Annotated in this window: 9 protein-coding genes and 1 pseudogene; 3 read left to right on the plus strand and 7 right to left on the minus strand. The window is 62.7% G+C overall.

What is annotated here, in order from left to right; all coding sequences use genetic code 11:
* Positions 1–92 precede the first annotated feature (92 nt).
* The 7 genes from ACS4RR_RS05850 to ACS4RR_RS05880 all read right to left on the minus strand — a co-directional run bounded on the left by ACS4RR_RS05850 (position 93) and on the right by ACS4RR_RS05880 (position 12,316).
* A complete protein-coding gene (locus tag ACS4RR_RS05850) occupies positions 93–1,316 on the minus strand; it encodes a VWA domain-containing protein (RefSeq protein ID WP_456190127.1) in 1,224 nt (407 codons plus the stop codon).
* Positions 1,317–1,433: 117 nt separating this feature from the next.
* Positions 1,434–2,321, minus strand: a complete 888-nt coding sequence (locus ACS4RR_RS05855) for a transglutaminase family protein (protein WP_222294168.1) — start codon at positions 2,319–2,321, stop codon at positions 1,434–1,436.
* Complete coding sequence (locus tag ACS4RR_RS05860; protein WP_017967886.1) at positions 2,318–4,735, minus strand: circularly permuted type 2 ATP-grasp protein; 2,418 nt, start codon at positions 4,733–4,735, stop codon at positions 2,318–2,320. Before ACS4RR_RS05860 ends, ACS4RR_RS05855 begins: the two co-directional genes overlap by 4 nt.
* A gap of 27 nt (positions 4,736–4,762) precedes the next feature.
* Positions 4,763–8,089, minus strand: a complete 3,327-nt coding sequence (locus ACS4RR_RS05865) for a transglutaminase family protein (protein ID WP_456189811.1) — start codon at positions 8,087–8,089, stop codon at positions 4,763–4,765.
* 103 nt (positions 8,090–8,192) lie between these two features.
* A complete protein-coding gene (locus ACS4RR_RS05870) occupies positions 8,193–9,575 on the minus strand; it encodes a sensor histidine kinase (RefSeq protein ID WP_162116958.1) in 1,383 nt (460 codons plus the stop codon).
* Positions 9,572–10,249 carry a response regulator gene (locus ACS4RR_RS05875; protein WP_003552771.1) on the minus strand — a complete coding sequence of 226 codons (678 nt, stop codon included), beginning with the start codon at positions 10,247–10,249 and terminating at the stop codon, positions 9,572–9,574. Before ACS4RR_RS05875 ends, ACS4RR_RS05870 begins: the two co-directional genes overlap by 4 nt.
* A 198-nt stretch (positions 10,250–10,447) precedes the next feature.
* Positions 10,448–12,316, minus strand: a complete 1,869-nt coding sequence (locus ACS4RR_RS05880; RefSeq protein WP_003552769.1) for a TPR end-of-group domain-containing protein — start codon at positions 12,314–12,316, stop codon at positions 10,448–10,450.
* 435 nt (positions 12,317–12,751) lie between these two features.
* On the opposite strand from ACS4RR_RS05880, the gene ACS4RR_RS05885 reads away from it, so the two are divergent.
* The 3 genes and pseudogenes from ACS4RR_RS05885 (at position 12,752) to ACS4RR_RS05895 (ending at position 15,339) form a co-directional block, all read left to right on the plus strand.
* On the plus strand, positions 12,752–13,621 hold the full coding sequence (locus ACS4RR_RS05885; RefSeq protein ID WP_003552767.1) for an ornithine carbamoyltransferase: 870 nt from the start codon (positions 12,752–12,754) through the stop codon (positions 13,619–13,621).
* Between the two features lie 70 nt (positions 13,622–13,691).
* Positions 13,692–14,204 (plus strand): GNAT family N-acetyltransferase, encoded by a 513-nt coding sequence (locus ACS4RR_RS05890; protein ID WP_003552765.1) that lies wholly within the window; start codon positions 13,692–13,694, stop codon positions 14,202–14,204.
* An 89-nt stretch (positions 14,205–14,293) separates the two neighbouring features.
* A pseudogene (locus tag ACS4RR_RS05895) lies at positions 14,294–15,339 on the plus strand (ABC transporter substrate-binding protein).
* The last annotated feature ends 227 nt before the right edge of the window (positions 15,340–15,566 follow it).

The raw sequence follows: 15,566 nt of genomic DNA on the forward strand, positions 1-15,566 counted from the left end.
TTCCCGATCAGATGGGTGGGATAGCGATAACGAAAAGCCGCTCCGTTTGTTCCGGAGCGGCTTTTTGTTCGGCTTTTCGCGGGGACCGATCGTCAGTTCGTCAGACGCGTCAACTGCGCGGAAGCCTTCGCTCCGATCGCCTTGAAGGCGGCAAGCAGGTCTTCCATCTTTTCCGCCTGGAAATAATGCGCGTCATCGGAGGCGCAATAATGCAGCAGCGCCTGCCCGCCCGAGGGTGCCATGAAGGCAATCGTATAGATTTCGATGCCTTTCGATTTCGCGTCGTCGCATGTCTTCTTCGTCGCGGTGTCGTAGGAACGGCCGCCGCTGCTATCATTGTTATTGTCGCCGTCGGTCATGAAGACGATGTACTTCTTCGGTAGCTGCCCGGTTTTCTGCTGGTGGGCGGCGTCTTCGGCGTCATTCCCCGCAGCGTTCTTAGCCGTCAGGGACGAATAGGCCGTGTTCATTGCGCCGCTGGAGTTCGTGCCGCCGCCGGACTGAAGGGCGTTGACATAGCTGGAGACACCGGCAGTTCCCCAGGCGAGACTGCTGGCTGGATATTCAATGATATCGTAGGATACCGCGCCTGTGCGTACATATTCGGCATTGGGATCGGCGCTATTGAGTTGACCAAAAAGATTGCCGGCGGCGAGCTTCAGCGCTTCTATTTTTGTGTAATAACGCGTACGCGTGCCGGTGCAGGTGTCGTAGATTGTCTTACCGTTTTTGTTGAGGTGCTCGTTGCATTTATAGGTGAATGATTCCGTCATGACGGTGGCGGTAGGATCTCCCATCGACCCCGACTTATCGAGGGCGAGATACATCGAGATGGAACCCTGGGTTTGCGATTGGCCGCCGATCGTCGTGCTTGATGTCGAAAGATGCTGCGTGCTGAAGCCGACCGCCTGCATGAGTGGGTTGACCGCTAGGTCGTAACTTGGTGAAACCGTCACCTGGTACGATATCGACTTTCCCGATGTCGTTGTCCGGACGTCGACGCCTGTCGCGCTCTTGATATCGACGCTGCTTTGCAGGTAATTCGCCATCTGCCCCGCCACGAAATCCCGCGCAAAGGCTTCGGCCTGTGAGGTTTGGATCGTGCCGTTTGCCAGGGCGGTCGCGGTTGCCAGCGCGGCCGAATCGGCGGCTTCCCGCAACTGCTGTTTCGAGAGCAATATATCGCCCACCTGGATCGCCATGCCGGCAGCCCCAAAAAGGACGGGCAGTACGATCGCCGTCATTATACCGAAATTACCGCCACGGTCGCCAAGCATGCGACGCAGGCAGGGAGTCTGCAAAAAGGAGGTGCTCATCATGTTCACCCGTGTATGGAGGCCCTGTGAGGTGATATTGGGCACGCTCCTCCTTTCCGCCGTCCTTACGGCGTCAATGCAATTTTAACGAATCGTCGGATTTTTCCAGTTTTGGGATTATTTCAGCGGAATGACGTCGACCGCCTGGACGGCGCGGTGGCCGCCATAGCTCTTCAAGACGCCGATGACGGGGACGACATCGGAGTAGTCCCGGCCGTAGGCGACGACGATGTGGTCCATGCCGGCGGGAATGTTGTTGGTCGGGTCCAGTTCGATCCAGCCGATCGTCTCGCCGCACCAGATGCGCACCCAGGCATGCATGGCGTCCGCCCCTTCCAGCCGTTCCTTGCCGGGTGGCGGGATGGTGCGCAGGAAGCCGGAGACGTAGCCGGCCGGAATGCCGAGGCTTCTGAGAGCCTGGATCATCACATGGGTGAAATCCTGGCAGACGCCGCGCTTCAACTTGAACGCCTCGAGCGGCGTGGTGTCCACCGTCGTCGCCTCCGGGTCGTAGGTGAAATCCTTGTTGATGCGGGCGCAGAGCGCATGAGCGATCTGCATGGCCGTCAGATCAGGCGTGGCGCAGCCTCGCGCATAGTCGGCGATCTCGCGCGCTTCGGTGAGGCGCGGGCTGTCACCGAGGAAATGGTGCGGCGAATCCGGCGCCAGCGACCACATGCCTGATATCTCCTCCGGCAGGTCGGCAAGCAGCGGCGAGAAATCGGCGGCGATCGGCTGGCTTTCCACCTGCACGCGGGCCTGCATGCGAATGTCGAGCGTCTCGTGCGGCGCGCGCAGCAGGAAGGAGGTGGTGGGGTGATGGAAGAAATCGACGAAATGCGACTGCTCGTCCGGCGAGGGCGAAATGGTGATCGAGCCGGCGATCAGCCGCTGCCGATTGGCCAGCGACAGCGGCATCAGGCGCATGATGTGGCGGGCGCCGGAGGCCGGCGCGTCGTAGCTGTAACCCATGTGGAGGGAGAGATCGTAGAGCACGGCCGTCACCCGAGATAGGTTTGGGCGAGCAGATCGGAGAGCTGCTCCAATTCGCGTTCGAGTCGCTGATAGACTTCGACGCCCATGCCCTCAGGCGTCATCACCGCCAGGCCGGAGTGGAGCCGCATCGCCTCGCGGTAGAAGGGCGACATCTGGCCGTTGATCATGGCATTCGGCAATTGTTCGACCTCGTGATGGATCTCGTTCACCTGGAAGAGGACCGAACGCGGGTTGAGCGGGTCGAGCGCCAAGAGGTCGGTGACGGTCAGCCGCGCGGTGTTGACGTTATAGCGGCGGCGATGGGTCATGACGCTGTCGCCGATCTCCAGCAGCATGTCGAGCGCGCCGTCAGGCGCTTCCGGGCCTGACATGTGGCCGAGCAGGCGCGTCATGTGCAGGCCGCGTTCGATATAACGGCCGAGCGAAAGGAACCGCCAACCGGTGAAGCGGTACATGTTTTCATGCATGAGACCGGCGAAGCCTGCAAGCTTCCGCAAGAGGATTGTCATTGCGTGGCTGGCATCGTCGCCGGCAGCGACGGTGACGTGGAAGCGGCGGGCGGTCTTGGCGAGATCGTTGAGCGCCAGCCAGCCGTCCGGGGAGAAACGGTCGCGGATGTTGCTGGCCGAATAAACGGCGCTGTCGATGTTGCGCAGCAGCGTTTCCGGCACGGCGTCGGCAGTATCGATATCGACGGCCGTGAGATAGTCGGAGACATCGGCGAGCAGCGGCTGGCTCGGATCGGCAGCTTCGGCGTAACGCGCATGCCAGGCGCGCAGGATGCGCAGCGCCCCTTCGGCGCGCTCGATGTAGCGGCCGAGCCAGAACAGGTTGTCGGCCGCCCGACTCGGCAGGCTGCCCGGCATGTTGCGGGTGAAGCTGCCTTCGGCAGGCAGCAGCGTGTGGCGCTCGACTGGCTTGTCACTGACGATCCAGACATCGGCGGCCGCACCGCCGGACTGCATGGCGATCGCCGCGACATCGGCGCCGGAGCCGATGCGGGCAAAACCGCCGGGCATGATCTGCCAGCCGTTTGCGGTGCGCGCGGCGAAGACGCGCAGCGACATCGGCCGCGGCACGAGCTTGCCGTCCACCCAGGCGGGTGTGGTCGACAGCGTGACGACCTCCTGGCCGACGAGCTTCGGGCCGTCCGAACTCAGCCAGTCGGTGATCGAATCCTTGGCAGCCGCGCGCAGCGATGAGCCGAGCACGGATTCGCCGTTATCGTCGAAGAAGGGGGCACGGGAATAGGCAGGGCCGATGACCATCTTTTCGATGTTTTTTGCCACGTGCTCGCGCTCTTCCTCCTGACCGCACCACCAGGTAGCGATCGAGGGCAAATGCAGATCCTCGCCAAGCAGATGGTGACAGATGGTCGGCATGAAGGCGAGAAGCGCCCGGGTTTCAAGAATACCGGTGCCGAGCGCATTGACGATGGTGAGGCTTTCGGCGCGCAGCGCTTCCACGAGGCCGGGCGTGCCGATATGCGAATTTTGGTTCAACTCCAGCGGGTCGGCAAACGCCGAATCGAGACGGCGCCAGAGCACGCCGATCGGCTTCAAGCCGGCGACGGTGCGCACCATGACACGGCCCTTGACGACGGTCAGATCCTCGCCCTCGAGCAGCATGAAGCCGAGATAGCGGGCGATGTAGGCGTGTTCGTAGTAGGTCTCGTTGGCGGGGCCGGGTGTCAGCACGGCGATGCGGTCGTCGCCCGAATGTTTCATACCCTGTAGCGCGTCGCGGAAGGCGCCGAAGAAGGAGGCGAGGCGATGGACCGGGGTTTCGGCATAGATATCCGAGAAGGCGCGAGTCGTCGCGACGCGGCTTTCCAGCGCGAAACCAGCGCCTGAGGGAGCCTGCGTCCTGTCGGCGAGCACCCACCAGTTGCCGTCAGGACCGCGGCCGATCTCGAAGGCGCAGAAATGCAGATAATGACCGGATGCCGGCTTGATGCCGGCGAGCGGGCGCTGGAATTCGGGATTGGCGGCGATCAGTGCCGGCGGCAGGAAACCTTCCTCCACCAGCCGGTTGTCGCCGTAGATATCGGCGATGATCGCTTCCAGCAGGTCGGCGCGCTGGACGAGGCCTGCCGAAAGCGTCTGCCATTCGCGCTCGTCGATCAGCACGGGGATATGCGAGATCGGCCAGGCTCGCTCTCCAGTGCCCTTGCTGCCATAGGCGCGATAGAAGACGCCGGCATCACGGAGGTAGCGATCGGCGCGGGCGAAACGCTCGGCGAGATCCTTTTCCGGCATTGCGCTCAGATGCGAGAGGAAATTTTGCCAGACGGGGCGGACGGCGCCGTCGTTGTCGACCATCTCATCGGCCGTATCGGGATGCGGCGCATAGTCGAAGGCCGCATTCTTGGCGATGCGGTCCTCTGCCTCTTCCCTGCGCTCCACTGCCGGCTTCTTGCCCATCAAAACCTAAGCCTCAAACCCTCGGCCTCAAACCCCGGCGGGCCGCCTCAGATCCAGCGTCAGCGGAAATTCCGGCGAACCCGTCTCGACGCGCGGAATGTATCCGCCCGCCGTATGCCCCCACGGTTCGAACCGGGTGAGCCGTCTTGCTTCCGCCTCGTTACCGTTGACCGGGAAGGTGTCATAGGTCCGGCCGCCCGGATGGGCAACATGATAGATGCAGCCGCCGATCGAACGTTTCGACCATGTATCATAAATGTCAAAAGTCAAAGGTGTGTTGATCGGCAGGACGGGATGCAGGCCCGAGGCCGGCTGCCACGCCTTGTAGCGGACGCCGGCGACCGACACGCCCGATGTGCCGGTCGGCGTCAGCGGCAGGGTGCGGCCATTGCAGGTGACGGTATAACGCGAGGCGTTGTTGGTTTCGAGCCGCACCTGCAGGCGTTCGACGGAGCTGTCGACGTAGCGGGCGGTGCCGCCCGGCGCGCCTTCCTCGCCCATGACATGCCAGGGCTCCAGCGCCTGGCGCAGTTCCAGCTTCGAGCCCTCGTATTCGACCTCGCCGCAGAAGGGGAAGCGAAATTCGAGCTGGGCCTTGAACCATTCCGGGCTGACGTCGAAGCCGTTTTCGCGAAGATCGGCGAGCACGTCGAGGAAGTCGGCCCAGACGAAATGCGGCAGCATGAAACGATCGTGCAGGGTCGTGCCCCAGCGGACGAACTTGCCGTCGACCGGATTGACCCAGAAACGGGCGATCAGCGCGCGCACCAGCAATTGCTGGGCAAGCGACATGCGCGCGTTCGGCGGCATCTCGAAACCGCGGAACTCGATGAGGCCAAGCCGTCCTGTCGGGCCGTCGGGCGAGAACAGCTTGTCGATGCAGATCTCGGCGCGGTGGGTGTTGCCGGTGACGTCGGTCAGAAGATTGCGGAACAGGCGGTCGACGAGCCAGGGCAGCGGTTGCTGGCCACGGCCGGGGGCTCCGATCTGCGCCATGGCGATCTCCAGCTCGTAGAGGCTGTCGTGACGAGCCTCGTCGATACGCGGCGCCTGGCTGGTCGGGCCGATGAACATGCCGGAGAAGAGATAGGAGAGCGCGGGGTGACGCTGCCAGTGGAGGACGACGCTCTTTAAGAGATCGGGACGGCGCAGGAAGGGGCTGTTGTTCGGATTGGCGCTGCCGACGACGACATGGTTGCCGCCGCCGGTGCCGGTATGGCGACCATCGATCATGAACTTGTCGGCGCCGAGCCGGGTCGCGCGCGCCTCCTCGTAGATCGCCGTGGTGATGTCGACGCAGTCCTTCCAGTTGGAGGCCGGATGGATGTTGACCTCGATGACGCCGGGATCCGGGGCGACGCGGATGACGTTGATGCGCTCGTCCTGCGGCGGCGGATAGCCTTCGATATGGACGGGAAGCTTGAGCTCGGCGGCGGCGTTTTCGGCGGCGGCGATCAGCTCGAGATAATCCTCGATGCGCTCCACCGGCGGCATGAAGATGCAGAGCCTGCCGTCGCGCGGCTCGACCGACATGGCGGTGCGTACGGCGCCGCGAAGCTCGCCGAGCGTCTGTTCGATCCGGCCGCGATTGCTCTCGTCGGCATGGAAGGAGGCTTCCGGCATGGCCCGACCGGCCGGTACGAAGACGTCAGGCAGCGGTCCCCGCGGGATCGTCGGATCGGCGGGGTGGATATAGGGGTAACGCGCCGGGGGGACATAGGGCAGCGTGCCGAGCGGCAGGCGGTATCCGATCGGACTGTCGCCCGGGACGAGGAAGATCTTGCCGCGGCGGGTGCGCCATTTCTCGCTGACCCAGACCCGTGTTTCGGCTGCCTTGGCGTTCCATGCCTGAACCGGAAGGACGTAACCGGTCGGGGTCGTGAGGCCGCGGGCGAAGACGCGAGCGATACGGCTGCGCTCCTCGGGATCCTTCAGCTTCGAATTCGACGGATCGACATTTTCGGGAAGGCTGCCTTCCTTGATGATCCAGTCGGCCGGATCCTCATAGGCCGGCTGCACCATGTCGGGCTTGATCGCCAGTTCCTTTGCGATCGCCGTCAGGAGCTTTTCGGCATCCTCGGCTTTGACGCCGGTATCCTTGCCTTCGGCGGCGACCAGATCGAGGTTCTGCCAGACCGGCTTGCCGTCGCGGCGCCAGTAAAGCGAGAAGGTCCAGCGCGGCAGGCTTTCGCCCGGATACCATTTGCCCTGGCCATAATGCAGGAAACCGCCGGGGGCGAAGCGTTCATGCAGCTTGCGGATCAGGATGTCGGCCTTTTCGCGCTTGGTCGGGCCGACCGCGGCGGTGTTCCACTCCTCGGACTGGAAGTCGTCGATCGAAACGAAGGTCGGCTCGCCGCCCATCGTCAGATGCACGTCCTCGGCTTCGAGGACGCTGTCGACCTTCTCGCCGAGTTCGTTGAGCTCCTCCCAGCTTTCATCGGAAAAGGGCTTGGTGATGCGCGGGTGCTCGGCGACGCGCGAGACCTTCATGTCGAAGGCGAATTCGGTTTCGGCCTCGCCAAAATAACCGCCGGAGATCGGAGCGGCGTTGCGATAATGCGGCGTGGCGGCAAGCGGGATGTGGCTTTCGCCGGTCAGCAGGCCGGACGTCGGATCGAGGCCAACCCAGCCGGCGCCGGGCAGATAGACCTCCGCCCAGGCATGCAAGTCGGTGAAATCGACTTCGGTGCCGGAGGGGCCGTCAAGCGCCTTCAGGTCCGGCGTCAGCTGGATGAGGTAGCCGGAGACGAAGCGGGCGGCGAGGCCGAGATGGCGAAGGATCTGGACGAGCAGCCAGCTGGTGTCGCGGCAGGAGCCCTTGGCGCTTTCCAGCGTTTCTTCCGGCGTCTGCACGCCGGTTTCCATGCGGATGACATAGCCGATCTGCCGCTGCAAGCGGGCATTCAGGCCGACGATCATATCGACCGTCGGCTGGTCGGGCGACCAGTCGAGCGTCGGCAGCAGCGCCTTCAGGCGCGGACCGGCCGGCTCCGGCGTCATGTAGATCGACAGATCCTCCTGGATCGTTTCAGGGTATCCGAAGGGCCACTTGGTCGCCTCTTCCTCGACGAAGAAGTCGAAAGGATTGTAGACCGTCATGTCGGCGACGAGATCGACCTCGATCTTGAATTCGGTCACAGGGTCCGGAAAGACATAGCGGGCAAGGTAGTTGCCGTAAGGGTCCTGCTGCAGATTGACGAAATGGTTGGCGGGCGTGACCTTCAGCGAGTGGCTGAGCACCCGTGTCTTCGAATGCGAGGCAGGTTTCAGCCGGATGATCTGTGGGCCGAGGCGGACCGGCTTGTCATAGGTGTAATGCGTCAGATGATAGATGCTGGCTTTGATCGACATATTTCTCTTTTTATCCGGCTCGCATCGTCGTGCGGCTTGCTGTTCCCGAAAATCAGTGTGTGCAATGCAGCGAAAGAAAGCAAGGCGGAAAGGCAGGCAGCTTTTATGCCGCCTTGGCAAAGGTGACAGCCGCCTTCAGGCCCTTGCCGCCGGTGCCCGGCTCCAGCGTCAGCGCGGCATTGAAAAGATTGGCGATTTCTTCGACGATCGGCAGGCCGAGGCCGGCACCGGGCGCACCGGAATCATTGCCGCGCGAAAAACGCCGGCGCACTGCTTCCAGCTTCTCGCGCGGAATGCCGGGGCCATTGTCCTCGACTTCGAGGCGGATTGTCTCCGAGGCGGCGATGATCCGGACGGTGACCTCAGCTCCCTTGCCGGCATAGGCGATGGCATTGCCGGCAAGGTTGCGCAGCATTTCGCCGATCAGCAGCGGTTCGGCGCGGACCATCGCCGGGCTCTCGCCCTCGAAGCCGAGATCGATGCCGGCGACGGCGGCCGTCGGGATCTGTTCGCCGGTGATCTCCTGGGCAATGGCGGCGAGATCGATGGCGGAGGCGGTTAGTGCCTCCTTGGCGGTGGCGGCGTCGATCTTGGCCATCAGGAGAAGCTGGGCGAGGATGCGTTCGGCATGTGCGACCGCCTGGTCGCCCTTCAGTGCTGCCGCCTGGGCCTCATCGAGCGAGCCGGCGCGGGCGGAAAGGGCAAGCTGAGTGCGGATGATCGCCAGCGGCGTGCGCAGCTGATGGCTGGCATTGCCGGTGAAATGGCGGAGCGCATCGAGCGCCGATTGCAGGCGGACCATGAAGGAATTCACCGTATCGACCAGCGGCTCGACCTCGCTTGGCACGGTCTGCTTGATCGGATGCAGATCATCGGGGCTGCGTTCGCCGATGGCGTCGCCGAGCTTGTAGAGCGGGCGGAGCGCCACCGTGACCGAGATCCAGACGATGACGGCCGCGCCCGCGATCATGAAGGCGAGGCGGAGTGCGGAGCGGACAAGGATTGCCCGCGCCAACTGCCGGCGGGCGATGGCGGTTTCAGCCACCGTCACGACGAAGGGCACGGAGCGGATTCCTGTCGATGCCGAACGTTCAAGTGTGGCGACGCGGATCGGTTCGCCGCGGAAGGTGTTGTCGGCGAAGGAGGCGGCATCGCCCGGCGTCTTCTTCAGGACCGGCAAGGACTGGTAGCCGGTGATGAATCGGCCCGGCGGGCCGTCGACGCGGTAGAAGACGCGATCCTGCGCGGCCGAGGTCAGCATCTCGAGTGCGACATAGGGGATATCGACCTGCAGCGTGCCATCCTCGGCGACGACGACGCGCTCGGCGATTGCCAACGCGGAACCGGCGAGGACGCGGTCGGAGACGATATTGGAAGTCTGGACCGCCTCGCGGTAGGTATCGGCGAGTGCCAGCGTGCCGATGACGGCTGTCGAGACCAGCAGCCAGAAGAGCAGCCGGCGTCTGAGGGAATAGGCGGCTTTCATGAGGCCTCGGGCAGCTTGTCGAGATAATAGCCGATCCCGCGCGCAGTCTTCACGGTCAGTCCGTGCGGCGACAGGCGCTTTCGTAGGCGGCTGACATATTGCTCGATGGCGTTTGCGGAAATGTCGTCGTCGAAGGCCGTCAGCGATTGAATGATCGCCTCCTTGGCGACGACCTTGCCGGCCCGCATGAAGAGGATTTCGAGCAGGCCGAGCTCGCGGGCGGGAATATCGAGGGGCGTGGCGCCCGATGAAAAGGTGCGGGAATTGAGATCGAAGGAGATGCCGCCGAAGCTGACGGTCGCCGAGCGCAGCCCGGCCTGGCGGCGCAGCAATACGCGCACGCGGGCTTCGAATTCGGCGATGTCGAAGGGCTTGATCAGATAGTCGTCGGCGCCGAGATCGAGGCCCTTCACCCGTTCTTCCGGCGTGCCGCGCGCGGTCAGGATGAGAACGGCCGCCTGGTTCTGCCGGGCGCGCATGGCGCGCAGCACGTCGAGCCCGTCCATCTCGGGCAGGTTGAGGTCGAGGATCACCAGATCGAAACTTTCCGCGGCGATGACCGCATCGGCAGACGCGCCGTCATGGACGACATCGACAGCATGGCCCGTGCCGCGCAAGATCGCCGACAGGCCATCGGCCAGCGCGATATTGTCTTCGGTGAGCAGGATGCGCACGGATGTTTCCCCTGTTTTTCAAAGGAGATTACAGAGGTGAAGGAGGGATGTCACAGCGATTTTGAAGCTTACAGCGCCGCGCGCCTTTCAGCCGCGCAAAGGGCGCTGTAACACTTTGAATCTACGCAACGTGCTTTCCGAAAATCGATTGCGATTTTCTGGCCGATGCGCCAGTGAACGGCCGGGAAAGGCTCGACCTCAGCTCCCGGTTCTTTCGATCCGCTCGCGCTGCGTCATCGCGGCGGCGAGGAGTTTCTGGAAGCGGGGATCGTCGCGGATGTTGTCGAGGTCGGAATCATTATCGAACCATTTGATATGGTAGACGGAGCTGTTCGGCAGCAGCTTCTGCAGCAGATCAATCGCTTGGTCGAGGTCGCCGAGGACGGAGTAGACGCAGGCGAGATTGTACTGCGCGACGATGTCGTCGGGATCGATGGCGATCGCACGAGCCGCCCAGTCGCGTGCCCTTGCCGCATCGCCGAGATGGGCAAGCGCCAGCGCGCCGCGATGGGCCGGGCCGGAATTTTCCGGATTGAGGTTGAGGGCGCGTTCGGCGCGGAGCAGGCCGAGGCGCGCCCAGTTTTCCGTATCCAGCACCCGGCCGAGCGAGCGGTAGGCGGACATCAGATGGATCGGCGAGACGTAATCATCCGGGCGGATTGCGGCGGCGCGGGTGAAATATTGCACGGATTCGGCGAAGTTGCCGCGCATGAAGAAGAACCGGGCATAGTGGAAATTCGCCTCGAAGAGATTCGGGTCGAGCGCCAGGGCACGCTCGAAGGCCGCCGCCGCCCTGTCGTCGTAGCCGCTCTGGTGCAGGGCGAGACCATGGGAGGCGTGGGCTTCGGGAAGGTCAGGATCGAGCTCCAGGGCGCGGGCGCTCATGTCGAGGATCCGCCTCAGCGGCACGTCATCAGGCGCCCAATCGCGGATCGCCGCGTCGCAATCGGCGATGCCGGCATAGGCGCGCGCATAATCCGGATCGAGCTCGACCGCCTTGCAGAACATGCGCCTTGCGAGCTGCAGATAAGATTTGGTCCAGGTGTGGGAGAGCTGGCGGCCCCTGAGATAGTAGGTATAGGCCTCGACATTGGCGGTTGGCTCATTGGCGATCGCCTTCTTCTCTTCCGGCAGCAGGCGCACCTTCAGCTGGCCGACGATCGCATGGGTGATCTCGTCCTGGATGGCGAAGATGTCGGTCATGTCGCGGTCGTAACGCTCGGCCCAGAGATGGTCGCCATTGGCGGTGTCGATCAACTGACCGGAAATGCGCACCCGATTGCCGACGATGCGCACACTTCCCTCGAGCACGTAGCGCACGCCAAGCTCCTGAGCCAGCCGCTTCACCTTCACCGATATGCCCTTGTAGGTGAAGATGGTATTGCGCGGCACGACGTGCAGGCTGGAGATCTTGGAGAGATCGGTGATGATGTCTTCGGTGATGCCGTCGGAGAAATAATCCTGGTCGGCATCACCGCTCATATTGGTGAAGGGAAGCACCGCGATGAAGCAGGTGTTGCGGTTCTGCGCGACCAATCTGGCGGAGGAAGGCGGTGCCAAGCTGACGGTATAGACCTGAACGGGCTGCCGGATGTTCTTCAGCATATGTTCGCCGATGAATTCGAAGCCGAGATTGAGGCGCGAGCCGACCTGATCGCGCACCGAGGCCGACACGGCGATGCCGCCCGGCGTTGCGATGCGCTCGAGCCTGGCGGCGAGATTGACCCCATCTCCGAATATGTCGCCGTTCTCGACAACGACGTCGCCGAGATTGATGCCGATGCGGAATTCAACGCGTTCGTCCTTGGGCACGTTCTCGTTGCGGGCCGCCATGCTGCGCTGGATTTCGGCGGCACAGGCGACCGCATTCACCACGCTCTGGAATTCGGCAAGGATGCCATCGCCGGTGAGTTTGACGATCCGGCCCTTGTAATCGGAAATGCGAATGTCGACCAGCTCGCAGCGATGGCGGTTCAGCGCCTGCAGGGTGCCGGATTCATCGATGCCCATCAGTCGGCTGTAGCCGACGACATCCGCAGCGAGAATAGCGCTCAGTCGTCGTTCCATGACCCCTCCATGGATCTTCCCAGATTAACCTAGCTATTTATAGAGTTTTTGTCGCATAGAGTCGTCCCCCGAAAAAGAAATTCGGGCGGTTTCGACGTCTTTACGCGGCAGCGGACCGTATAAACCCCGTTGATCTTCATCAATACTCTAAAAGGGTGAAGGATGGAACCGATCCCTAATCCTTTATGATGAAAGGACAATTCACATCGGAGAAAAACGGAATGTTCTGCTTTGGTCGACAGTTTCTGAATCGGCATCATAAAACCAATCGCCGAGCGATTTAAGGCTTGAACCGGAGCTGGAGGCATAGCCTGAAAGACGAATCGGGAGGGAATCAAAAACCGGATGAAATGGTGATTTGCGCTTGCCTCAACTGTTGCCGTGAGGTGGGGGCTGGTTATTGTGGCGACGGTTTCAAGCGCAACGAGGGTAGGAATGACAGGTCCGGTCCGGAATTTTCTGGAGTTTCGTGATATTCCGGAGGCTGGGCTTCGGTCGATCATGGGTCGCGCCGGTGAGCTTGCCAAAGCCTGGGACGAGCGCACGATGCCGCAGAGCCTTGCGGGCAAACGCGTCGCGCTGATTGTCGATGATGGCGGCTGGCGCAATACGACCGCCTTCGATCTCGGCATCCAGGCGATGGGCGGTATCTGCGTGCACGTGCCGATCGGCTTCAATGCCAGGGAGGACACCGGCGATCTCTCGGGTTATCTTGGCAACTGGTTCGACATGGTGGTGATCCGCACGAAGGAATTTGCGACATTGAAGGCGGTGGCTGCAGCCTCGCCGGTGCCTGTCATCAATGCGCGCACACGCTCCAACCACCCCTGCGAGACGCTCGGCGACCTTGCCTATATCAAGAGCCGGCGCGGCTCGATCGATGGGTTGAAGGTCGCCGGCGTGGCGGCGGACGCCAATATCTTCCGCTCCTGGGTCGAAGCGTCGATTGCGCTGCCGATCGAGGTGGTCCAAGTCTATCCCGAACGCTGGCACGTCCGAGACAGCGCGTGGCTCAATGGGCGCTTCCGCGCGAGCACCGACATGGGCGAGCTATCGGATGCCGAGGTCGTCATCACCGATTCATGGCCGAGTGACGTTGCGGGGGAGGCGCTCGCCGGCTACCGGATTGGGACCGTCGTGCTCGATCGTTTGCGAGAGGATGCAATCTTCCTGCCGTGCCCGCCGGTTACGCGCGGCCAGGAGGTGACGGCTGGGGCGATGGAGCATCCGCTTTGCCAAAGTCGCGCCGCCAAGGCCTTTCTGCTGCACGCGCAGAATGCGTTGATGGAGTGGATCCTCGCCTAGTTCCGGCCTTCGATCTCCACTGCGCAGAATGTTCATGATAGAAGCGGCGAGGGATCGGGAGGTTTGACAGATGGCGGGACTAACGATCGAACTCGCTGACAGCGAGACGGAGATGATCGCCGTACGGGGCCTCTGCCGATCATTCCGGCAATGGCTCTATGACAATTACCCCCAGCATCGGCCAGTGATCGATCTCTATTACAACCCGCAAAAATTCGAGGCGCTGCTCGTCGACCTGCCGCAGATTCACGCAAGGCCGAAGGGCGCGATCTTCCTGGCGCGGATCGATGGAGAGCCTGTCGGCTGCGTCATGCATCACGCGCAGGCGCCTGACATTGCCGAGATGAAAAGGCTTTTCGTCTCGGCCGCCGCTCGCGGTCGTGGTGTTGCCGTCGCGCTCTGCGAGGCATCGATCGCCCAGGCGAGAGCTGACGGCTATCACTCGATGCGGCTTGATACCGGCATTTTTCAGACGGCAGCGCAGGGGCTCTATCGCCGCCTCGGCTTCCGGGAGCGGGATGCTTATTATCCGGTTCCGCCGGAGCTCCAGCAGATCCTGCTCTTCTTCGAGCGGGAACTGTGATCCCGTCACGCACCGCGTGCCGCCTCGGCCGCGGCCTTGCTCCTCCCGGCGCGCTCAGGCATTGTTGCTGCATGAGGAGAGTTTTCATCTTGCTGCTGGCGTTCTGGCCGGGTTTTGCCCTGGCGGATCAGGCCTTCTATCCGGCAAAATCGGGCAATGCCGATGCGCCGGTGCTGACGGTTTATTCCTCGCTCGACGAACCGTTGGCGCGGCCGATGATCCGGGGTTTTCAGGCGGCCAATCCCGACGTCGCGGTCAAATACGAGGACATGCTGACGGGCGACATCTACGACCGGATCGTCCGGGAGACGGATGCCGGCAAGAAGACGGCGGACTTCGCCTTTTCCTCGGCGATGGACCTGCAGGTGAAGCTTTCCAACGACGGCTATGCGCAGGTCAGCAACCTGCCGATGAGTGCGCCATGGCCGAAATGGGCGAACTGGCGTAACACCGCCTATGCGCTCACCTTCGAGCCGGCGGTGTTCGTCTATCACAAGCCGAGCTTCGCGCATGAGCCGGTGCCGAGCTCTCGGGCTGAATTCGTCGATTATCTGAAGCGCAAGGGCAACGACGTCCATGGGCGGATCGGTACCTACGATATCGAGCGCTCCGGCGTCGGCTTTCTTTTCATGGCGCGCGACCAGGAGCAGTTCGGCGACATCTGGTCGGTGATCGGGGCGATGGGGGCTGCCGGCGTCAAGCTTTATTCGACGAGTTCGGCGATCCTCGAACGTGTTGCCGACGGGCGCTTCGTGCTCGGCTACAATATTCTCGGCTCCTATGCTGCCGACTGGGCCTCGCGCTATCCCGATGTCGGCATCGTGCTGCCGAAAGATTATACGGTGGTGATGTCGCGGATCGGCCTGGTGCCGCAGGCCGCCGCCGAGCCGGAGCTCGGGCGGCGTTACCTGACCTTCTTCATGTCGAGGAAGGGCAGACGATCATGGCGCGCGAGCTGCAGATCCCGGCCGTGAGCCCCGAGGTGGCAGGGGAAAATACCGCCAATACGCTGCAAGAACTGCTCGGTGCCCAACTGCGGCCGGTGCCTGTCAGCCCCGGGTTGATGCTCTATCTCGACCAGGTGAAGCGGGCGCGGCTGATCGCGCACTGGAACGAGGTTCTGCGGATGCAGTGAAGGCGGGATTTGGACCGGCACCTGCCAATTACGGCAAAAAAGTGTCCGCTGCTTCTGGATATCTCGCCGATGTCAGCTAGATGACAGGTTGTTATGGTCGCTTTGGCTACTTCTTCTCCGTGGAGGCGGAGAGCTGAAGCCTTGGGAGGTATTCCGCTCGTCATTCAGGACTCTTGCGTCCGCTGGCCGGCCATTCCTCCCGATTCCCTGAGAATAACAGGCGGTCT

Source organism: Rhizobium zaerense, from assembly GCF_051810725.1.
GTDB classification, from domain to species: domain Bacteria; phylum Pseudomonadota; class Alphaproteobacteria; order Rhizobiales; family Rhizobiaceae; genus Rhizobium; species Rhizobium leguminosarum_I.